A 21,029-nucleotide genomic window follows, 5' to 3' on the forward strand; every position below is an offset into this window, starting at 1 on the left:
GTATTCTCCTTGTGGAAAGTATTGTAAGTAATTAACATATCAAACTATAACATACATTACATTATGGTTCACTTCCATTACGCTTTTAAAATGTAAAATAAGAATACACCCCATAAGCCACAAATAAGATTAATAGAATAGAAATGCCGAGTACCGTATATATAATCCATTTTAAATTTGAATTCATATCATCCTCCTACCTCTCAATAATTCCAGTATATAACAAAAAAGCATTGGATACCCAATGCTTTTTACACTTACGCAAATAAAGAAGTATTCGCATATAAAGCTGGTGAACCACCTGAATGTACGAATAAAATATTGTCTTCCTTATTAAAATTACCTTTTCTAATTAAGTCGATTAATCCCGCTACTGCCTTACCTGTATACACTGGATCAAGTAAAATACCTTCTGTTTTCGCAAGTAACTGAACTGCCTCTACCATTTCTGGCGTTGGTAACGCATAGCCTGGTCCTACATATTCATCAAAGCACGTAACAGCGTCGCGCGAGATAAAGTTTGGAATACCAACGTGTGCTGAAGTTTCATCTACAAGTTTTGCTACTTTCTCTTCTTGCTCAGCTTTTCCTCTACTTACGTTAATTCCAATTACAGGAATATGGCTTTGTGTTCCAGAAAAACCAGTAATTAAACCAGCATGCATACCGCCGCTACCACTTACACAAACAACTGAACTGAAATCAATTCCTTGCTCAAATGATTGCGCCATAATTTCTTGCGCACAAGCAACGTATCCCATAGCGCCCGTAGGGTTTGATCCACCAACTGGAATTACATATGGTGTATTCCCTTTTTCACTTACTTCTTTTGCTACTTTATGCATTTCTTCCATCAGGTCTGCTCCGTTCGGTACAACAATGACATTCTCAGCACCTAATAAGTGATATAAGAAATAGTTTCCGTTAAAGTCTCTCTTCTCTTCTGGCTCAAGCCCTTCCTCTAATACAAGAATACATTTCATTTTTTCTTTTACCGCAGCAGCAAGTGTCAGGCGGCAATGATTGGACTGAATACCACCAGCTGTAATTAATGTATCTGCACCCTTTTCCTGTGCATCTGCAACTAGAAATTCTAACTTTCTCGTCTTATTGCCACCGGCTGTTAAACCAAGTAAATCATCTCGTTTAAAATAAATAGTCGGGCCACCAAGTGCTTCAGAAAAATTGTTTAACTTTTCAATTGGTGTATATGATTCTGTATATTTTTTTCTCGGGAATTTAGCTAAATTCATTGTAACGCTCCTTTTGTACTTCTTTCACAATATATGTAACGTTACTATTATTACACGTAAAAATGGTGAAGTCATCTTTCTCGGTTAAAAATGTATTAGAATTTCATTTTGATAAGTAAAACCGTATTAATGATTTTAACTTAATTATGGTACATGAAATTTATATCAACGATTTTTTAAATATATCGTTCATTACTTACAATATATCAACGATTTTTCAAATATATCGATCGTAACTTGCAGTATATCAACGATTTTCTTAATATATCGATCTATCGACAAAAAACGACAGACGGGCAACCCCTTTCTCATCAACAAAAAAGAGCCCACACATTCAAATGCAGACTCCCTCCAATCACTTATTTACCGAAAAACGAAGTAACTGCGTTAATCCCGGCTCTAAATTCATTTCACCTTTGTGGCGTACGTATACGACTTTATCTCCATCAAATTTCGGAGGATTTGCTTTACTATACGTATGCCACTCATTCGTTCCTTCTATAGTGTACTCCATATATTCAGTTGCACCGACAATTATATTTTTACTATCATCTGCCGTTACATTTGGTGCCATCTGCGCAATTTTTGAATCACTAATTAATAACTTCTTTATATCCTTATCACGTTTGTAATCGTAAGCTGTCACAATTACATCGTTACCATATGCTTTCACTTGTAACCCTTGTTTAAATGAATAGCCATCTGGAGCAGTTTTCTCTCCTCCATTTGGTCCTGCTGACATCCAGCCTGTTTCAATCCCGCCCGTATTTACAACAGTGAAACCTTTTTCATCTCCGCCTTTAATTTTCTTTTTACCAGCCCAGTCAGGTAAGTTTAAATCCCAATGCGTATGACTCGTAAAGAAAACAACTTGCGGATAGTCTTTTAATATATCGTACAACTTATCGATGTTTAAATAATCTTGTAAGTACGGTGATTGTCTTGATCCAGATACTGTATCAGGTAAAACGTGATGAGAGAAAATAAAGATTGGCTTATTTTTATCTTTTTGACTATACTCTTCTAAATTTTGTTTTAACCAACCTAATTGCTCATCACTCATATATACTTCGTCCCACATTTTTGAATCGTGGTATTTCATATATTTTTCAGTTCCTAAAAATAGAAGCGGATACCCATCTAATTCTTTTTTATGATATACCTTTTCTTGTCCACTAAATTGTAAGTAGCGACCAAATAGTGTTTCTTCCGTTACACCATTTGGCCATGTACTTTGAGAAAGTTTCCCATCCGCTGTCCATTTACCAGCATAAAACTCATGATTCCCAACAGTAGACCATACATTTTCTGGATGCTTATTTTTATTTAACACACGCTTTACATCATCATATTGTGACTGTTGTCCAGTCGGCGTTATATCCCCATTCATAATAAGCGCTCTAGAAAGTGGCGTCACTTTGTTCATATCTTTTAGCACATGATCAAAATCCCCTAAATCACCTTGAATATCACTAATAACATTAAAAGTTGTAGCTGATTTTCGGGCTTGCTCTTTCCCTTCCGCATGCACTGAAAACGTCGGTAATAATGCCGCCATAACTGCTAACGAAGCAACTGTCTTTTTCATACAAATTCTCCCCCTAATAATAGAATGTACAAACTGACATGTTCTGCTTTCTCTTAGGTGCTTGTCCAATTCACATTATAGGGGGTGATTGTAAAGATTGATGGAGTAAAAATTTAAGTTTTTTTTAAGAGATTTTGTCTTTTTTACACACTCCATAGCGCTACCTTTTCAAGTATCCTATTAATATTAAATGAATGTAAAGTTACACGATAAATCTCTTGGTTTGGTATGTTGTATTTTAATCTATTTTACACTCTCTCAATAAAGCGCTTTACCCCTTCAAATTTTCTTCATTTAATCTGAATAACTCTTGTAAAATAAAATGTCCATTTTTTCTTATCAGTACATCATCAAACCAAATTTCACCACCTCCATACCCTGGTTTTTGAATGTTTACTAAATCCCAATGTATCGATATTCCCGTTGTCTGCATCATATAATAAATCTCGCATATTATTCATGGATGTAGTATATAAGGATTAAAAACTAGAGCATACTCTACAACTAGATAGATTTATTAAATGAAATAATTTTCCTACAGGGCGAAAAAATATTTTACACTGAATTTTCTGTTTATTTACCCCTTTAAGTTATATAATTAAGTAGTAATATACTTCACAAAAAAAGGATGGTGCCATGTATATGCAAAAGGAAGAATGGGTTCAAAGATTAAAAGAGGGTCGATATTATGTAACTTCTTATGAAAGTATCATGAAAAAGATACACAAACGTCCTAGCCGTATACCTGGGATATTAATTGCATTCGTATTATTGATGATCTTACCAGGAGGATTATTTAGTTATAATGATACAAGTAGTATGTTTATTATGTGGGTTTTTTTAATTGTATTTGTTGCTGCGTGGCCATCTATAATACACGTGTTTAGAAAATTTACTGCTTCTAAATATGACCCTCAAATTCAAGAATATGATCAAAAATTTCAAAGTAGTATACCAATCCCAATTAAGTATTTTTCAGTCAAAAAAATTGATGCATGTATAGTAGCGCTAGAAAGCGGAGCAGCAGATGATTTAAAAGAAGCTTTAGCAATCTGGCAAGTTACTGAAACAAGTACAGTGCAGCATACTTTGTTAGAAGAACAAAATACTCTTTTGAAACAGCAAATACGTACAACAAAACAGGCTGCAAATGCGGCAAGGGATGCGGCAGATGCTGTAGATCAACTCCGCCGTTAGTAATAGAAAACATAAAAAAAGATTCATTCTGACAGTAGCACTCTACCATACTTTCTAACTCAGGACTTTTCACGTTGGTTAAAAGTCCTGAATCCGGTTATATCATTAGAAAAAAGACACAGAGATTCCTCTCCATGCCCACAAATCATCTACCTCTTCACCGCATGCACATAATATACCGTCTCGAAAGCTTTCAAATAATCATTTCTTCCGGCAAAATATAATGTATTTATATCCTCTGGTGATAAGTGCTCATAAATGAGTAAACCTGAATTCTCTAACAATGCTTCCATTTCGCGATAAGAATAACATGACTTCATCGGTTCTCCGCCTATTGCAGCCATTTTTACCATATTTTCAACTCGGTTAGACAACCCTTTTTCCGTAAATAAATTTTCATCGGGATAATCGAAAACGATAGAACTCCCTTCTGTAACCATCTCAAACAAGCACTCTATTAAACTAGCAAGTTCCTCTTTCGTTAAATAGTACGTAACACCTAAAAGGCTAAAGAAAGTCTTTTTATGTTCAAATCCTTCATTGCGTAACTGTTCATAGGAAAATCCTTTCGTAAAATCCATTGAAACAAAATGAAGGTTTTTTGGAACTTCAAGTTCTGTTTCTTTTATTCTTTCCTTCTTAAACGCCTGCGTAGAAGGATGATCCACTTCAAATATTTCTATTTTATTTTCTAATTCTTGGTGTCTAAAACTGAACGTATCTAAGCCTGCACCGAGTATGACGTATTGTTTCGCTCCCAGCGTAATCTCGTGTAGTAATACTCTTTCACAATATGCCGCACGTGCTAAAGGTGTTGGTGATAATTGCACTTGTGTAATCCATTTTAATATTTCTTGTGGATTATCTTGAAACTGCTGTGCAATGTCTGTATTGAAGAAATGTATTCCTTGAACCATATTCGTTTCAATATTAATTCGTTCTTTTGGCGAAATGAACTCTTTAGCTACATAATCATCAAAGATTTTCGGATTATCAAATTCACTATGATATGCCCTGCTGAAAGCTGATACTAACGACGTTACACTTGCTTCACCTTGTTTCACGCACATACACTCTCCTTCATTTTCACAACAAAAATAGGGTTCCCCTGGCCAGGAGAACCCTATTATACACCTTATTTTTATATTGGTAAATTATAGCATAAATAAGTTTTTTTGTCAAGTTTCCAGCCTGCTACGCTCCAACAATTTTTGTAATCTCTAGCAGGAAGACTTCGATCTACACCGAATATTCCAGTTTATAACAACACAAATGGAGGGCGTCATGAAAAGATTAGTTATCATTACAGTTGGAAAAACTACATTTGCTAAAGAGTACTCCCCTACCCCAAATAAGAGATTATAAAAATTACATAATCATAGATTATTATGCAAATACTTCCTCTAGGCGGCGCAGATGGTATATAATGATGGAAGAATCTACTTCTATATGCTCAATTTTACACAAAACAGCTCATGCATATGAAAGAAAAGAGGTACAAAAATATGAAAACAAAACAAACAATTGCTGCGTCTACACTAGCTTTAGCAATGATTGCTGGCGCGAACTCTGCTCAGGCGGAAGTAAATGATGCTACTCCTCAGCAAAGTACGGGAGATCGATTAGCTGAAATTAAGCAACATAAACAAGAGTTAGATGCGAAATTACAGCAACACAAAGAAAACGTGGATCAAACATTAAATGAACTTAACAAAGTTAAGGAAAATGTTGATACGAAGGTGAATGAACTACATGAACGTAAACAAGTTGCTGATGAAAAAATTAACGAGATTAAACAACATAAACAAGAGTTAGATGCAAAACTTCAGCAAGACAAACAAATCGCCGAAGATAAAATCGCTGAAATTAAAGAGCATAAAAAACAAGTAGAAGATAAAGTTGCTGAAGTAAAAGAGCATAAACAAAATATCGATAACAAAGTGAATGAGATTAAAGAACATAAACAAACTGTCGATGAAAAAGTGAATGAAATGAAGCAACATAAAGAGAACATTGATCAAAAGGTTAATGAACTTAAGGAAGTTAAAAAACAAGTAGATGAAAAATTAGCTGAGTTAAAGAAAGCGAAACAAACTGCTGAAGACAAACTCGCTGAACTAAAAGAAAACAAGCCGAATACTGGTAACACGTTAGAGGAACTTAAGAAAATTAAAGGCAATTTAGACAGTCTTTCCGCTAACTTAGAACTAGCTAAACAAGATGTAAAAAACAAACTAGCTGAATTACAAAAGGCTAGAGAAGATTTACTAAATAAAATTAACGAAATTAAACAATCGAAACAAACTGTTTCAGACGATTTAACAAAGAAAAAACAAGACTTAGATATTAAAATCAACGACTTTAAGCATACTGAGAAAAAAATTGACGACAAATTAGCTGAGTTACATACAACGAAGCAAAATGTTGATAACAAGATTAATGAAGTATCACAGTCTAAACAAACGCAAGCAGATAATGGTACTAAAAACAATAACGCTAAAGAACTTCCTAACGCTGGTAGCGAGCAATCAAACAATATGGCTCTAGGAATGCTATCTGTATTAGGCGGGATTTTATTACTTACTCGTAATAAAATTAAAACGTTATTCTCTAAATAAATCCATTAAAAAAAGGAAAACCGCACATACATGTACGGTTTTCCTTTTTTTATATTAACTGTCCATCTCGAAGCGTCAATATACGATCACATACATCAAGCATTCTTTCATCATGTGTAATCATAATTGCTGCTTTTTGGCTCTCTTTCACTTCACGTTTCATCATTTCAACAACTTCACGTGCGCGTTTTGAGTCTAAGCTTGCCGTTGGCTCATCCGCTAATATTAAATCTGGGTTGTTCATGAACGCACGAGCAATTGCTACCCTTTGTTTTTCCCCACCAGATAGTTGATTTGGATAATGATTTTTTCTTTCTCCTAATCCAAATGCCGCTAATAAATGATCCGCACGCTTTTCTGATTCTTGTTTACTTTCTTTTTTTAACTTAGCAATGTAAAGTAATTGTTCTTTCACATTTAAATATGGAACAAGATTTGCGAACTGGAAAATGAAGCCGATTTTTTTCAAACGAATGTCTGTCATTTCCTTTTCTGATAGCTTCGTAATATTTTGCTCACGAATGTAAATATCCCCTTTTGACGGTGATAATAGTGCACCCGCGATTGATAATAATGTACTTTTCCCTGATCCAGAAGGACCGACGATTCCGATAAACTCTCCAGCTTTCACATCAAGCGACATCGGATGAAGGGCTGTTACTTCCGTATTCCCTTCTCCGTACACTTTACTTACTTTGTCTAATTTCAATAATGAAGTCATTACATCCCGCCTCCAATTGCTTCTAATGCATCAACTTTTAATACTTGGTATAACGAAATAAGTGTTCCTAAAATACTAATTACGATAAAGATTGCTGCGTATTGTGCAATCATCGGTGTTGTTAATAAGAACGGCATACCCGCTGGTAAAATTTGTTCTAATCCTTGTACAAGAACGATACTAATTACCATCGCAACGACTGATAAGAATAACGCCTGTACGACTAAACTATTTGCTAAATACGAGTTCTTCGTACCAATTGCTTTTAATACACCTAATTGCTGTGTTTTTTGTAGTGTAATAACATAGAAGAATACACCGATTAATAACGCAGCGATCACAAGTAAGAACGCAATGATCATCGTTAAAGTTCCTTGCTCTTCTTTAAATCCTGGAATACTTTGCAGTACTTCTTTTTTATCAATAACGTGAGCATTTTTAATTTCTTTATCTGTGTTAAGTGCAATTGCACTATAATCTTTTTGGTTTGGTTGTGAAATAGATCCCCATACGTCTTCATTTACATAAACGACTGGTGTATGGCTAAACATTTGATCTTTCGTAAATCCGACGATTGTAAATTCTTTCTTTGAAACAGGATCGATAATTGTATCTCCAATATCGATTCCCTTCTCTTTAATCGATTCATCAGCAACCATCTCGTTGTTTGCTGTACCTAATTTCTCCCCTTTTACAATGTTCGGTTCTAAAAATGAGTCTCGTTCGCTTGAGAAAATAGCGATATCAACCTTTTTCGAGCTATCTTTCTTTTCATATGTTGAAACTTTCACACGAAACGGAACTGCCTCTTTCTCGCCTACTTGACTTACTACGTTATCTACATCGTCTTTCTTAATTTGTGAACGAAGTAATTTATTTTCCGCATCATCTGCTAAAACGAACTTATTTGCCTCCATATTTTGAATCGATGAAGCATTATCATATGATAATCCATTTGCTAATCCTGAAATAACAAGGACTAAAAATGATAATAACACCATAATCAATCCGATTAATCCGTATCTTAATTTTGATTGTTTTAATTCACGCAGAGCTAAAAACATTTCGCTCGCTCCTTCCTCTTTCTTTCTATGCACTTATCATAAAAAAGAAATATGAACGGAATATGAACAGAAGATTACAGAGATTAAGATTAAATTTTCAGAAAGTATTGAAAATATTTGAGATCCTTGATACAATTCAGTCAAATAATATTGACCGAGTAATTTAATTTAAGGAGTTGATCATTTTGAAGCCCGTATTAACACTAACTACTTATAGCCAACTAAAAGCATTAAGCGATCCACTACGTGCCGAAATGATGATACGTCTATGCGAACGTCCTTATACTGGACAATTACTATCTGAGAAATTCGGCATTTCAAGGGCGAAAATTCATTATCATTTAAAAGAATTAGAAAAGAATGGTCTTATAGAGATCGTTTATACAGAAGAAAAGAATGGGATTATTCAAAAGTTTTATCAATCTGTCGCGAAAGGCTTCACCCCTGCTGCAGATCTATTACCTCATTTAGAAATATTAAGTAAATCAGGTCGCCAAATCTTTTTACAAATGATAGAAAGAACGAAAAGCCAAATTCTCGCTGCACCAGAAGAAGCTTTTACATTACGAAAAGAAAGCGAAGATCCTGCTGATTGGAATTACGTTTCATCTTGCTGGGAGTTTGATGCTACGCCAGAACAATTTCAAGTGTGGGTAAAAAAGTTTTATGAATTAATGGCTGAATTAAACGAAATCACAAAAGGTGCAGATAAAGATCCGAATAGTAAACCTTATTATATTTCTACTACTGCACTTCAAATCGCTGAGAGAACAATGCAGCAATTTATTAAAAAAGAAGAAAAATCGTAATACGATTTTTTTTACATAAACGGTCAAATTTATTTTACCGAATAAATTTATTATAAAGGAGTAGATAAAGTGGACATATTAAAAAACCGGAATTTCCTCTTATTATTTTTAGGGAGAATTTTTACAAACATAGGAGATAGTTTGTATTATGTAGCCGCGATGTGGCTCGTATACAAATTAAGTGGTAATCCTTTTTATTCTGGATTAGCTGGTTTTCTTACATTATTACCTTCTGCACTTCAATTTCTTACTGGTCCATTCGTTGATAGATGGTCCATTAAACACACCCTCGTCATCACACAAGTTTTGCAATGCATTCTTATTTTAATCATTCCTATTACACACTACTTCGACCTATTAACAGTCCACCTACTACTCATCATCATGCCAATCGTAGCCTTTATTGAACAATTCGCCTATCCCGCACAATCAAAAGCTTTACCACTTCTGCTGCATAAAACACAATTATTAAAAGGAAATTCACTCTTTTCATTTGCGTATCAAGGCATTGACTTAATTTGTACGACGCTTTCTGGAATATTAGTAGCACTATTTGGCGCGATCACTTTATATGTAATTGACTCTTTCACATTCGCGATTACTGCCTTTTTGTTCTTTTCATTGAAAATACCAAAGCAAACCGAAACAGGTACAACACTTTCAACTAAACAATATTTCTCTGATTTAAAAGAAGGTTTTTCAATCGTCTTCCGTTCCTTAATGGGCGTATTCTTAATCGGTTCCGTTGTCGCTAATTTTTCAATTGGTATGACGATGGCCATACTCCCTTCTTTCGCTGATTCTTTAGGGGGCGTGAAATCATATGGCTTCTTCTTAGCTGCTATATCAGCAGGCAGTCTCATCGGTGCATTATTCAGTTCATGGGTTGGTAAACGTAATGTTGGCCGTGTCTCTATTATTGGCTTTGCGACTGGCGCTACCTTTTGGTTTCTCTCTACAATCGTACCGTTTCAATGGCTATCTATTCTCTTATTCGGCCTAGCTTGGATTCCAATTGGTGCAACCAACATATTATTTGCGACAATTAGCCAAATTGTAATTCCAAATCAATATATTGGCCGCATCAATTCAGTCATGCGAAGTATGAGCACAATTGCTATGCCGATCGGTTCTTTAATTGGCGGATACACTGCAAATGTATTTAGTAACCAACTCATTTTCGCGCTCGCTAGCATCGGGATTTTATTTATTTCTCTCGTATGGCTACTTCATCCGAAATTACGAGCATTGCCGAAAGCTGATGAGATTACAGCGGATACTTTTGGGGTGCAGTTTAAGGAGGAGCGCGGGAAAGGTGCTGCTTTATAGCCAGCAAACATAACCCCGTTCTAAATTTGGGACGGGGTTAAAAATATAATAATAAAGTCGTTTGAATATCTAAATTTTATTCAACAAAAGCACCAACCTAAAACGGCAGTTAACGCTTTGATGGCCATGCCCCCTGCATTTTCCTTAATTGAATAATTTGGCCTGTATGATAAGCATCATGAAGCATGATGTCCAGTAATTTACCTTCAAGTGAATTTTGTTCAAGCTCTCTTTCAGAAATTGCACTTAATACCTGTCTTAAATTACGCTGAGCATTTTCAGAGCGTTCAACGACTTCCTTCCATTCCGTATCATTATTAGATTGCTTAGTAAGATAAAAGGTGTCATTACCGTCAAGATTATGTGTCCATTCACGTCCTTCCAAGTTTGCAGCAAGCCTCTCTTTGTAATAAATGAGATGATTAACGTTCTCCCAAATGGTATTCGTTTCCTCCCCAGATGGTTTCCACATAGCCTGTTCGGCTGTAAGTCCTTCTATAGCATGTTTAAACGGTGCATACCAACTCTCTTTATCGAATGTTGAATCTAGTGTGTTTAATAACAAGTCAATTCGTTTCAAAGTAATTTCCTCCCTAAATAGCTAAAGTTTCAATAAAATCCTTATAACTCTGTAGAGATTCTACATTTTCAAATAAACTTCCTCCTAATCTTATTCTACAAACAAGTCCAATTATGGAATAGGATTACTCACATCTTTAAAACAACTCTTTTCACTTTACACATAGACTAACGAACAAAAAGAGGCCGTTCCGAAACAGCCTCTTTCATCTATTTAGGAAGTTCCACCCGAACAGTAGTCCCTTCCCCCTTCGTACTATACACTGAAACGTTTCCGTTATGCAGTTCAACAATCTTCTGCACAATCGACAACCCTAAACCGCTACCTTCTACATTTCTTGCTCTTGCTGTATCCACCTTATAAAAACGATCAAAAATACGATCCATTTCTTCTTGCTCCATACCGATTCCGTTATCGGATATAGAGATTATAACGCTAGCCTCTAACTCTTCGACGAAAAACTCAATGGTCCCACCATCGTTTGAAAATTTAATGCTATTCGTAAAGATATTACTCCATACTTGATGAAGTAAGTTTTCATCACCTTGTATTGTAATGTCCGGCACATCAAACTCAACAGCGATATCTTTTTCACGCCATTTCCATTCCAGCATAAAGATGACGTCTTTAATTTGTTTTTGCAAATTGAATTCTTTTATTTGTAATACTTTCTCTTCTTTATCTAAAGAAGCTAGCGTAAGTAATTGTTTACATAAACTAGACATTCGCTTACTTTCACCTTCAATAATTTGTAAGTAATAATTTCTTTCTTCTTCACTCATCTTTTCTGTTTGCAATGTTTTCGAAAAACCTTGTATAGAAGAAAGCGGCGACTGGAATTCATGTGAAACGTTCGAAACGAATTCTTGTCTCATTTCATCTAACTCTTTTATACTTTTCGTCATCTTTTGGAAACTTGTAGATAATGTGCCTATTTCATCTTTTCGTTTTACGTCTAATTCAATTTCATATTCCCCACTCGCAATTTTTTGCGTAGCCTTCGTAAATTTACGAATGGGACGAACGATATATCCTGCGGCAATTGCTATAAAGATAATGCTTAATAGTACGATAAACCCAAGTAATACCGCTAAGAAAATTCGCATCTCGCCAAATTGGTTCTGAATATCGGGACGAATAAATAAAGCGTACTGTTTATCACCGTGCTTTACCGGTACACCGACACTATTTATTAATTCATTATCGAAAAAACCGGTAATAAATAGGCGAGTCGGATATGTGGAAACACCATTAAACGTTTCGCCATTCAACACTTTACGGACGGTATCATCACTTATTGTCGTCTTACGAAACGCATTACCGATACGCTTTCCATTCTTTTGATCATCGACAATATAAATTTCATATCCTAATTTTGCGATAGAATGTAAATATGCCTCTTGATTTCCTTCACTTTGCTTTTCATATAATGACTTAACTTCTTCCGCATACGTTAAAATCTTCTCACTGTTATACGGTTTTAACTTCACTTGATAATATACGTTCGTTAATAAAAAGCCAATAATACTACTAAGTAGCATAATACCGACCGTCATAAAAACAAATCTAGAGTATAATGATTTCATTTTATTTCAACTCCAACTTATAACCGAGTCCGCGCACTGTTGTAATTTGAAAATCATCCGTTCGTTTGGAGAAACGATCTCGGAGCCTTTTCACATGAACGTCAACCGTTCGTTCATCCCCTTCAAAATCCATTCCCCATACTAACTCAATTAACTCTTCTCTTGAAAATGTTCTCCCAGGATAACTAGCTAATTGTGATAATAATTCAAATTCCTTTAATGGAAGCAAAATCGTCTGCCCGTTACACTTTACTTCAACACCTTTACGATCAATTGTCGTCCCGTGAAGTGTAATTATGTCCGCACTCAGCATTTGATAACGGCGCAATAATGCTTTCATACGGAAAATCACTTCAGCTGGTTCAAATGGTTTTACGATATAATCATCTGTACCAGAAATGAATCCTTTTTCTTTATCCACTAACTGATCTTTCGCCGTTAATAAAATAACAGGAATATCATGATACTTCCGTATTTCTTCACATAACGTATAGCCATCAACAAAAGGCATCATTATGTCTACGATCGCAAGATGAATATTTCCCTTCTCTAATACGTCTTGCGCTACCTTTCCATCTTCTGCCTCAAAAACTTTAAACCCCTCTTTTTGTAAATGGTAATGCAATAATTCTCTTATATGTTTATCGTCATCAGCTAATAAAATATGTATCATCTTCATTAAACCCTCTCTTGTTCATCCTTCTACATCACTACATTAAAAAACAATTGGATTTTTTGCAAGAAAAAGAAAAAGAATCTATTTTGAAAAAAGATTATTCAAAATAGATTCTCACGTTTTAGTATTAAGATTATTTTAATCAAAAACAATTTTTAAGCCTTCGAAATATCAACAAATCCTTCTCCGAACACATCACGAACATCGTGTATAGCGATGAACGCAGCCGGATCTGTAGTTTGAACAATCCTCTTTAGTTTCACTACTTCTTGCTTATTAATAACAACGTAAAGAATGTCCTTCGGCGTTTTCGTGTAATAGCCATGACCTGAATACACGGTAACTCCTCTGCCCATTAAGGTTGTCACCTTCCCGGCAATTTCATCCGGTTTATCCGAAATAATCGTAATGGCCTTTTTCGGATTTAAACCTTCAATTACAAATTCCATTACTTTCGTTCCTACATATAACATAATAATTGTCAGCATCAGTTTTTCTGCACCAATGATGAAATAAGATGAAAACGCAACGATTAAATCAAAGAACAGTAGACCGTAACTAATGCTCCAGCCTAAGTATTTATGTGTCATCCTCGCTAAGATCGTAGTTCCTGCTGTCGTTCCACCAACGCGAATGATAAGACCAATCCCGCACCCGATAAATATTCCACCGAAAATAGCATTTACCAGCATTTCATCTGAAGTAATCGTCCATCCTTCTGTTAAATGAAGAAATAGCGAGTTCGTAACTACAGCGATAATCGTATAAATCGTTGTGATCTTATTTAAAAATTTATAGCCGACTATTAACAAAATCGCATTTAAAATTAAATTGACTAAACCTGGTGACCACTCAAATAAGTAGTACGTAATAATCGTGATACCTGTTACCCCGCCCTCACCAAATTCGTTCGGAATAACAAATAAATTGACACCTAAAGCAAAAAGGAATGCACCAATAATAATAAAAATAATGTCTGTCGTTCTTTTTTTCATATAGTACCTCACTTCTTATGCAAATATTTCTTCAGATATAAACTCTCACCATTATATCGTGGAATATTCAAATCGAACAGTGGTTTGTTTTTATTTTAATATAAGATAAAAAATCAACATTATTTATTATGTACTGCAAATAAAGTTTTGATTTCAACCGTAATTTACTCTTAAAAAGAAATGCTAAACATTGACTTGCACAAATTTCAAATAAAAAAGTACCCATCTAATTGTCATACGCAATGAGATGGGTACTGCATGATACATTTAGTTTTTACATGTATTGTTTGGAGAAAATTGCAAATAACGATTTATACTCGCCTTATTAAGACCAAATCCATACATCATCATTATTTTCAACGTTCGTCTTTGCTTCATGAACTTTTTCAATATGGTCAACTGCGTTCCAGTTAATAGAACTTCCGCCCCAACCTACATACTTCATATCAATTTTCACTTTCTCACCCACATTAAATATTTGTCCCTTTGTTAAGAAAACATCAATAATATCTTTCTTCCCATTTAACGATGGATACTCAACTACAACATATTTAGTAGCACCGTCTCCCTCATCTTCCATCGTTCCTACTTTTGATACTTCTCCAATTACATAATTAGGTGAGCCATCTTCTTTCATGTGCATACCTAACTTGTTTGTTGTATTTTCAACTGCAGTTGCAACCATATATTCTGTAAAATTACGCATCATAGATCCAGTAGCTTTTACTTCATCTCCTACTTTCACATTTGAAAGTGAATCAATATACACACTAACCGGTTCCTCATATTGCTTAGATTTTACAACAATTACACCGTTATCTACTTCTACTACTCGTCCTTCTAACGTCGAGAAATTCGATTCAATAGAAGCTGCACTCACTTTTGTTACTTCTAGTCCTGGTAAATTTGTTCCTGATAATGCTGCGATCCCTAAAGCACCTGCTAAAATTATTTTTTTCATACCCATATGTAACATCTCCATTCGTGATGATTTTATTTTTTTGATTGGTATCGACCAACCTGTAATCATTATAGTTACAGGTTATAAAAATAACAACCGTTTTCCTCATGCAATGATGCATACTGTGATTTTCAAATATAAATTTTAGCAAAAAATATTTGTAGATTATTCCTATATTCAGCACTAATACTAAATTCTCAAATTACAGCAGGTGAACTTATTGAAGGTGGAGAAACTAATGTCATGTACAATGTTCTTCAACTCTACGGTTTGTATAGCCGTAGTTCATTACATTATGTAGGAGCGGGATTCATATGTTAATAAAACCAAAGAGATTACAGCCAGGAGATATCGTAGCGACAGTAAGTCCTTCGTGGGGAGGAGCAGGTGATGCTGAAATAAGATGGCGATATGAGCAAGGAGTAAAAAGATTAGAAGAAGTTTTTAGTCTTACGGTTATCCCAATGCCAAATAGCTTAAAAGGTAGCGAATACCTTTATAACAATCCAGAGGCTCGTGCCGAAGATATAATGACAGCATTTAAAGATACACGCGTGAAAGCAATTATCGCGAATATTGGCGGTGAAGATAGCATCCGGTTACTTCCCTATATAGATTTTAATGTGATACGCGAAAACCCGAAAATTTTTATGGGGTACTCTGACGTTACTATTTCACATTTATTTTGCCATAAAGCAGGTCTTTCCTCTTTTTACGGTCCAGCCATTTTAACGGATTTTGCTGAAAATGTAGAGATGGATCCATATACAATTGAAATGGTAAATCGAACTCTCTTTTCCAATGAAATGATTGGCGAAATTCAACCAGCTCATGAATGGACGAGTGAGCGTTTAGAATGGATAGAGATAAATAAGGATACAAAGCGTACAATGCGGCAAAACAATGGATATGAGTTACTTCAAGGCTCTACCACTGTACAAGGGCACTTAATTGGTGGTTGCATTGAAGTACTGGAATTTGCAAAAGGAACGGAGCTTTGGCCTGAGAGAAAACATTGGGAGGATAGTATTCTCTTCTTTGAAACTTCTGAAGATCATCCAGAACCAAGTTATATAAAGTATTGGTTACGAAATTATGCAGCGCAAGGCATTCTGCAAAAAGCAAAAGGTATTATCTTCGGTAAACCGAAAGATGAACAATATTATGAAGAATATAAACATGAAATACTGCAAGTTATGAAGGAACATCATTTAGAAGATTTACCGATTCTTTATAATTTAAATTTCGGCCATACTGAACCGAAGTTTATTTTACCTTACGGCGCGTTGGCAGAAATTGATTGTGAAAATGTATCTTTTTCTATTTTAGAGAGTGGCGTGGAATGAAGTGTAACTTTAATCAGTGGGGGGTCCATTCACATCGCTATCAAGCTAACATTTTGAAGTACTCCCAAAACAAAAATTTATTCTTTTCATAGGTAACCAAGGACATTTAGTTTATTTTTTCGTTTTAGGGAACAATTAATTTCTTAAGTTGATAGCGATGTGGCGCTATCCCAAAATATAAAAATCTCCTTCAAAAAAGAAAGGCGCCTACGCACCTTTCTTTTTTAACTCACTTGTACTCTCTTCAGCATCCAAAATCCCTTCGGAATCACTTTAATACATCATTGTACGGATCTAATTGCTTTTTAGAAAAGTAATGGATTGTCTCCTTACTTTTCAGTAACATATTTCCTTTTATAATTAAAAAAAATGATATTATAGTTTTTCAATTCTCATATAAAGTCTATTGACTGTATATATCTTTCTCTATATTCTTTAACAACATTTCCAACCTATCCCTAGTAACTTGATTAAAATGTGGATTTAATTCCTTTATTATGAATTCAAGTAACTCATAGCTTATGTATTCACCCAATTCCAGTGAATATTGTTCAGCTAAAAAAGACTTTAATTTTTTAGAGATATCAATCTTATCCTTTTTACTAATTTTTATCTCCATTCGATAACAAACCCCTCTTAGATTAATCTGAAAAGCTAATTAAAATAACTTTTTATTACCTGAGAACTGGTCACTGTTGCATATCTTTTTTTGAAGTATCTCTGTTTTATATATTACACAGCACAATATATAAAACAAAGCCCAAATACAGAATTTTTAACTTTATCAACTTTTTTAGGAATTCCAAATAAAATTAACTTTTTCATATTATTAAATTTTTTCTATAAATTTTTCATACCTTCTACCTTTTTGGCACTTTCGTTACCGTAAGTTGCAATTTTCCTCATTTTTAAAATAATACAACCTAGACTCAATGCAAAAAGTGCAAATATCCCAAAAGTAACAGTTATAGTATTTAATGATAGACTCCAGCTAATTAAGAAAGATACTAGTGCCCCCCCTAAACTGGCCGATGCGATAAATAGACTAGTCACTTGATCAATATTATTTTCCATAATACGGGAATCTATGATTAATGTTATTGGAAAAACACCCGCTATGACTAAACCAATAATGAAGATGACAAACAAATACATACCTGTACCTCGAACAAAGGGAAATAGAGATAAAAGAATCACTAATGTAAAGCAACTAGATGTAATATATGTCCAATAATTAAATTTATGGGCTAGCTTACCTACAAGTATTCTTCCTATAACTATTGCTAGCCAAAAACAAGATATACTTACTGAACTGATTAATTCATTCTCGGTAAGAATCATTATTGTAGATAAAAAATTTGCAAGATTAGTTTCTATGCCTGCATATAAAAATGCAAAAAGTGAAATGAATAATATAACTGTAATCTTTTAAATTTTAGAGTAAATGAGGAAAGGGATGCTCCTCCCTTTCCATTATTTTGAGGAGAAAAATTTAGAAATTTTGTACGTCCAAACATGTACCAAACAAATAGTGTAAAAATAAAGAATAGTAATATCCCATAAAGAATAAAATACCATTCATAAAATTTTATAATATAATTAACTAGTAACGGAAACCCTAGCGTCCCAACCCCAAACCATACTTCGAGAATGCTAAATTTAGCAGCACTATTCCTTTCTGCTGAAATAATAAAGGAACCCACCGTAGTTTCTAACAAACCCCTAATACAAAGCAAATAACAGTTAAATATGCCCATTCTTTAATATATATAAAACCTCCTAGAACGATGGACATTACTAAAACACCTAATGTTATTGTTTTAAAATAATGATACTTTCTTACTAGTATGGGTGAACTTAGAACACCAAATAAAAAAACCGTAAATTGAAAAAATATTAAAACGCCTAATTGATCAGGGGTTCTTCCATAATATTGTATGAATGAAGGAATTAAACTACCTATGCAAACATGTATTATTCCTACAATAAAATAAAACAAGCAACCATATCTAGTCCTTTATCCGGACAAAAAAATCGATCCAGTCAAAACTTTAAAATTGATAGTTTACCTGTAGGTACCAAAGAATTGAAATGGGTTATTGTGCCTTCAGAAAAAGATCATCCTTCTACTATCTCTTTCAATGTAATGATTGATGTTCCCCTAGGTACTGATTCTATTCGTTGGAAAAATATTTCACATGAATCTAGGACTGAAGCTTACACAAATACCAAATATTATATCGCAAGTCCAATTGGTGCCACTAACAAATTCACTGTGCAAATTTATGCTATTACAAATTAGAAAATAAAGAATCCCAATGGAGTACCATTAGGATTCTTTTTCGATTTCATTTCGTAAACAATAGATGGAGATTAAATTTATTTGCAAATCATTTAAACCATTTGAGAATTTATATTTTGAACGGCCGTTTATTTCCAAAGAAAAATCCAAAAATATTAACTACATTTTCCTGCTTATCATTTACTCAAAACTGGCTTCCAAAGCGATAGGGCAAAAATCCAATTTGTGTCACCATTGCCTTGATAACCTTGAACTGCTTTATACACTTTCCCCTCATATACTACTCTATCACCTTTAGTATATGCTTTTCTCGCATCCCATTTTTCATATGTGGAATCCTCTGCCTTTGTTGTTACATCCAATACATCACTTCTACTAGATTCATTTCCAGCTAAATCAACCGCTGTTACTACATATTTATACGATGTATTAGCCTTCAATTCCTTATCCATAAAGTTAGACTCTTTATTTTAATACTAGTAGAATCATTTCGTTCATAGAGACTATCTTCAATTAATATTAAAAGCTACTTTCTGGTTGCTGTTGTCCATCTTCACCTATACAATTAGTTTGTAAGAACCCTCCTCTTAAGGAAGGCCCTATCTTTTATCAGAAGTAGAATTCAATTTAATGCTTAGGGCAAACATTTTATCGCAGACACTATCAAAGGTACATTGCATCATTTAACAAATATTTTAATCCTACCGCTAGACTTACAATAAGTATAGACAAATATCAATTTCCGCACCAATACTATTGATAAAACCAATAGTATGTTGATCAAAACATAAAGAAGGGACTTCATTATTTTCTATTTTTACAACAACAGATAATTTGCATTTTAGATTATGTTTACTTTGCATATTAATTATTTCATTTTTTTTATGTTCCAATATGGAAATTAACTTTTTTACAACCTCTTCTGCATTAAGAGATTCTTCATACCCTGTTTCAATACTCCAGTTTGTTTCTTCCCGAATAAATAACGAATTACCTCTAATAAACTCACCTTTTTTATAAGTCATCGTTGGTTCTAAATTAAATTGTTTAGTTAGCTCTTCTGGATTAAATATTTCTCCGAAAATGGCTAGTTCTACATTTATTAATGTACTCAAATTATTTAACACATCCCTATTAATATTTGAAGTAAAGGATAATAAATTTTATCCTTTACTTCATACTTATAATTCATTATAACTAAAAATCTAAAGTCATTTTTTCACAAATGACTTTAGATTTTTTTATTTTATAAATGAATCAGTTGGTATCGGAGTTCCTTTTCCACCTTTTAGGTAAATCCAAAGTCTTCCTGTTTTCTTATCCACATAGATATCATATTTTGAAATACTAACACTTCTACCCAAGTAGTCTCTTTTTAATTCGTGAGCATCAATACCTTTTCTTTTAAGGAATTTATCATCAACCTTATTTATACTCTTGGGAACCTGTTTCATTGCTGAAGTTACTGCTTGTTTTCCATACTTTTTTATTGCATATTGTATACCATATCTAGCCACAGCCGCTACTACTACAGGCCAAATAGAAGCACTTGCTTTTAGGGTATTAACTTCATATTCTTTTCCTGTTTCTTGATCAACGAATGTAGCTATAAAGTCATTTCCTTCAACTTCTTGTACATAAACATCAAAGTTTTGTTGGGTTTCTTCACCATTTTCATCAACCGTCTTACCGAATACAGTAATTCCCCCTGTTTCAAGGTTCATGTCGATATCTGTTGAAACTGATAAATCTGTTGTGTCTAAAGTTGTATTAACTACGACCTTTTCGTCTGTTTCTTTTTCTATATTAATCTTTAATTCATTTGAAACTTCAATTCCTAATTCTTTATTTACTTCAGATTCCACTTTACTTACATCAACGGAAGTTACTTTATCTTGTATTCCTGTATCTGCTTTTACATATTGTATATTAGGAAGTAAAGTAAGTAACATAGAAAACACTAATATTTTAACAATTACGTTTTTCATTAATCGATCTCCTCTT

General features: G+C 34.0%; 18 protein-coding genes and 5 pseudogenes. 6 read left to right on the top strand and 17 right to left on the bottom strand.

What is annotated here, in order from left to right; genetic code table 11:
• Positions 1 to 257 precede the first annotated feature (257 nt).
• From cuyA to GD442_RS27790, 3 genes and pseudogenes are all read right to left on the bottom strand, one after another.
• Complete coding sequence (gene cuyA, locus GD442_RS15165) at positions 258 to 1,253, bottom strand: D-cysteate sulfo-lyase (RefSeq protein WP_044307402.1); 996 nt, start codon at positions 1,251 to 1,253, stop codon at positions 258 to 260.
• A gap of 355 nt (positions 1,254 to 1,608) precedes the next feature.
• Positions 1,609 to 2,841, bottom strand: a complete 1,233-nt coding sequence (locus tag GD442_RS15170) for a DUF4073 domain-containing protein (RefSeq protein WP_033695807.1) — start codon at positions 2,839 to 2,841, stop codon at positions 1,609 to 1,611.
• Between the two features lie 271 nt (positions 2,842 to 3,112).
• Positions 3,113 to 3,340 (bottom strand): annotated as a pseudogene (locus GD442_RS27790) (aminopeptidase); the annotation flags it as partial.
• Positions 3,341 to 3,477: 137 nt separating this feature from the next.
• Between GD442_RS27790 and GD442_RS15175 the strand changes: the two are divergent.
• Positions 3,478 to 4,038, top strand: coding sequence for a hypothetical protein (locus GD442_RS15175; RefSeq protein ID WP_049108434.1), 561 nt, complete (start codon positions 3,478 to 3,480; stop codon positions 4,036 to 4,038).
• Positions 4,039 to 4,187: 149 nt separating this feature from the next.
• On the opposite strand, the gene GD442_RS15180 is transcribed toward GD442_RS15175, so the two are convergent.
• Positions 4,188 to 5,108 carry a class I SAM-dependent methyltransferase gene (locus tag GD442_RS15180; RefSeq protein WP_002204744.1) on the bottom strand — a complete coding sequence of 307 codons (921 nt, stop codon included), beginning with the start codon at positions 5,106 to 5,108 and terminating at the stop codon, positions 4,188 to 4,190.
• A gap of 435 nt (positions 5,109 to 5,543) precedes the next feature.
• Between GD442_RS15180 and GD442_RS15185 the strand changes: the two genes are divergently transcribed.
• Positions 5,544 to 6,656 (top strand): LPXTG cell wall anchor domain-containing protein, encoded by a 1,113-nt coding sequence (locus tag GD442_RS15185; protein WP_025686849.1) that lies wholly within the window; start codon positions 5,544 to 5,546, stop codon positions 6,654 to 6,656.
• A gap of 49 nt (positions 6,657 to 6,705) precedes the next feature.
• On the opposite strand, the gene GD442_RS15190 is transcribed toward GD442_RS15185, so the two are convergent.
• Together GD442_RS15190 and GD442_RS15195 are read right to left on the bottom strand one after the other, a co-directional pair.
• On the bottom strand, positions 6,706 to 7,377 hold the full coding sequence (locus tag GD442_RS15190; protein WP_000202606.1) for an ABC transporter ATP-binding protein: 672 nt from the start codon (positions 7,375 to 7,377) through the stop codon (positions 6,706 to 6,708).
• Positions 7,377 to 8,441 carry an ABC transporter permease gene (locus GD442_RS15195; RefSeq protein ID WP_000477773.1) on the bottom strand — a complete coding sequence of 355 codons (1,065 nt, stop codon included), beginning with the start codon at positions 8,439 to 8,441 and terminating at the stop codon, positions 7,377 to 7,379. Before GD442_RS15195 ends, GD442_RS15190 begins: the two co-directional genes overlap by 1 nt.
• Before the next feature lie 185 nt (positions 8,442 to 8,626).
• Here GD442_RS15195 and GD442_RS15200 point away from each other — a divergent pair, with 185 nt between their 5' ends.
• Positions 8,627 to 9,250, top strand: a complete 624-nt coding sequence (locus GD442_RS15200; protein ID WP_000805786.1) for an ArsR/SmtB family transcription factor — start codon at positions 8,627 to 8,629, stop codon at positions 9,248 to 9,250.
• Between the two features lie 69 nt (positions 9,251 to 9,319).
• Complete coding sequence (locus tag GD442_RS15205) at positions 9,320 to 10,579, top strand: MFS transporter (RefSeq protein WP_134208297.1); 1,260 nt, start codon at positions 9,320 to 9,322, stop codon at positions 10,577 to 10,579.
• A gap of 109 nt (positions 10,580 to 10,688) precedes the next feature.
• Here the strand turns inward: GD442_RS15205 and GD442_RS15210 are convergent, their stop codons facing one another.
• The 5 genes from GD442_RS15210 to GD442_RS15230 form a co-directional block, all read right to left on the bottom strand.
• Entirely contained in the window at positions 10,689 to 11,159 is a 471-nt protein-coding gene (locus GD442_RS15210) for a DinB family protein (RefSeq protein ID WP_134208299.1), read from the bottom strand.
• A gap of 209 nt (positions 11,160 to 11,368) precedes the next feature.
• Positions 11,369 to 12,745 (bottom strand): sensor histidine kinase, encoded by a 1,377-nt coding sequence (locus GD442_RS15215; RefSeq protein ID WP_159365116.1) that lies wholly within the window; start codon positions 12,743 to 12,745, stop codon positions 11,369 to 11,371.
• A gap of 1 nt (position 12,746) precedes the next feature.
• Positions 12,747 to 13,424 carry a response regulator transcription factor gene (locus GD442_RS15220; RefSeq protein ID WP_100060661.1) on the bottom strand — a complete coding sequence of 226 codons (678 nt, stop codon included), beginning with the start codon at positions 13,422 to 13,424 and terminating at the stop codon, positions 12,747 to 12,749.
• A gap of 152 nt (positions 13,425 to 13,576) precedes the next feature.
• Positions 13,577 to 14,416: a YitT family protein gene (locus GD442_RS15225; protein WP_087964589.1), complete on the bottom strand. Its 840-nt coding sequence runs from the start codon at positions 14,414 to 14,416 to the stop codon at positions 13,577 to 13,579.
• A gap of 325 nt (positions 14,417 to 14,741) precedes the next feature.
• Positions 14,742 to 15,383: a hypothetical protein gene (locus GD442_RS15230; protein WP_159365117.1), complete on the bottom strand. Its 642-nt coding sequence runs from the start codon at positions 15,381 to 15,383 to the stop codon at positions 14,742 to 14,744.
• 308 nt (positions 15,384 to 15,691) lie between these two features.
• On the opposite strand from GD442_RS15230, the gene GD442_RS15235 reads away from it, so the two are divergent.
• Positions 15,692 to 16,723 (top strand): S66 family peptidase, encoded by a 1,032-nt coding sequence (locus GD442_RS15235; protein WP_159365118.1) that lies wholly within the window; start codon positions 15,692 to 15,694, stop codon positions 16,721 to 16,723.
• Positions 16,724 to 16,991: 268 nt separating this feature from the next.
• On the opposite strand, the pseudogene GD442_RS15240 reads toward GD442_RS15235, so the two are convergent.
• From GD442_RS15240 to GD442_RS15250, 3 genes and pseudogenes are all read right to left on the bottom strand, one after another.
• Positions 16,992 to 17,102, bottom strand: a pseudogene (locus tag GD442_RS15240) (HXXEE domain-containing protein); the annotation flags it as partial.
• 24 nt (positions 17,103 to 17,126) lie between these two features.
• Positions 17,127 to 17,342: a DUF2164 family protein gene (locus GD442_RS15245; RefSeq protein ID WP_000403244.1), complete on the bottom strand. Its 216-nt coding sequence runs from the start codon at positions 17,340 to 17,342 to the stop codon at positions 17,127 to 17,129.
• Positions 17,343 to 17,563: 221 nt separating this feature from the next.
• Positions 17,564 to 18,686 (bottom strand): annotated as a pseudogene (locus GD442_RS15250) (MFS transporter).
• A gap of 36 nt (positions 18,687 to 18,722) precedes the next feature.
• On the opposite strand from GD442_RS15250, the pseudogene GD442_RS15255 reads away from it, so the two are divergent.
• Positions 18,723 to 19,025, top strand: a pseudogene (locus GD442_RS15255) (hypothetical protein); the annotation flags it as partial.
• A 176-nt stretch (positions 19,026 to 19,201) separates the two neighbouring features.
• Here GD442_RS15255 and GD442_RS15260 read toward each other — a convergent pair.
• The 3 genes and pseudogenes from GD442_RS15260 to GD442_RS15270 all read right to left on the bottom strand — a co-directional run.
• Positions 19,202 to 19,486, bottom strand: a pseudogene (locus tag GD442_RS15260) (carbohydrate-binding protein); the annotation flags it as partial.
• Positions 19,487 to 19,738: 252 nt separating this feature from the next.
• Entirely contained in the window at positions 19,739 to 20,140 is a 402-nt protein-coding gene (locus GD442_RS15265; protein WP_000105603.1) for a DUF4279 domain-containing protein, read from the bottom strand.
• 126 nt (positions 20,141 to 20,266) lie between these two features.
• Positions 20,267 to 21,013, bottom strand: coding sequence for an SAR2788 family putative toxin (locus GD442_RS15270; RefSeq protein WP_000800054.1), 747 nt, complete (start codon positions 21,011 to 21,013; stop codon positions 20,267 to 20,269).
• Between the last annotated feature and the right edge of the window lie 16 nt (positions 21,014 to 21,029).

The organism is Bacillus sp. A260 (assembly GCF_009861435.1).
Lineage (GTDB): Bacteria > Bacillota > Bacilli > Bacillales > Bacillaceae_G > Bacillus_A > Bacillus_A cereus.

Excerpts from the sequence above, each read along its gene's own strand:
- cuyA (WP_044307402.1), bottom strand. The coding sequence starts at position 1,253 with ATGAATTTAGCTAAATTCCCGAGAAAAAAATATACAGAATCATATACA.
- GD442_RS15170 (WP_033695807.1), bottom strand. The coding sequence starts at position 2,841 with ATGAAAAAGACAGTTGCTTCGTTAGCAGTTATGGCGGCATTATTACCG.
- GD442_RS15175 (WP_049108434.1), top strand. The coding sequence starts at position 3,478 with ATGTATATGCAAAAGGAAGAATGGGTTCAAAGATTAAAAGAGGGTCGA.
- GD442_RS15180 (WP_002204744.1), bottom strand. The coding sequence starts at position 5,108 with ATGTGCGTGAAACAAGGTGAAGCAAGTGTAACGTCGTTAGTATCAGCT.
- GD442_RS15185 (WP_025686849.1), top strand. The coding sequence starts at position 5,544 with ATGAAAACAAAACAAACAATTGCTGCGTCTACACTAGCTTTAGCAATG.
- GD442_RS15190 (WP_000202606.1), bottom strand. The coding sequence starts at position 7,377 with ATGACTTCATTATTGAAATTAGACAAAGTAAGTAAAGTGTACGGAGAA.
- GD442_RS15195 (WP_000477773.1), bottom strand. The coding sequence starts at position 8,441 with ATGTTTTTAGCTCTGCGTGAATTAAAACAATCAAAATTAAGATACGGA.
- GD442_RS15215 (WP_159365116.1), bottom strand. The coding sequence starts at position 12,745 with ATGAAATCATTATACTCTAGATTTGTTTTTATGACGGTCGGTATTATG.
- GD442_RS15220 (WP_100060661.1), bottom strand. The coding sequence starts at position 13,424 with ATGAAGATGATACATATTTTATTAGCTGATGACGATAAACATATAAGA.
- GD442_RS15225 (WP_087964589.1), bottom strand. The coding sequence starts at position 14,416 with ATGAAAAAAAGAACGACAGACATTATTTTTATTATTATTGGTGCATTC.
- GD442_RS15230 (WP_159365117.1), bottom strand. The coding sequence starts at position 15,383 with ATGGGTATGAAAAAAATAATTTTAGCAGGTGCTTTAGGGATCGCAGCA.
- GD442_RS15235 (WP_159365118.1), top strand. The coding sequence starts at position 15,692 with ATGTTAATAAAACCAAAGAGATTACAGCCAGGAGATATCGTAGCGACA.
- GD442_RS15245 (WP_000403244.1), bottom strand. The coding sequence starts at position 17,342 with ATGGAGATAAAAATTAGTAAAAAGGATAAGATTGATATCTCTAAAAAA.
- GD442_RS15270 (WP_000800054.1), bottom strand. The coding sequence starts at position 21,013 with ATGAAAAACGTAATTGTTAAAATATTAGTGTTTTCTATGTTACTTACT.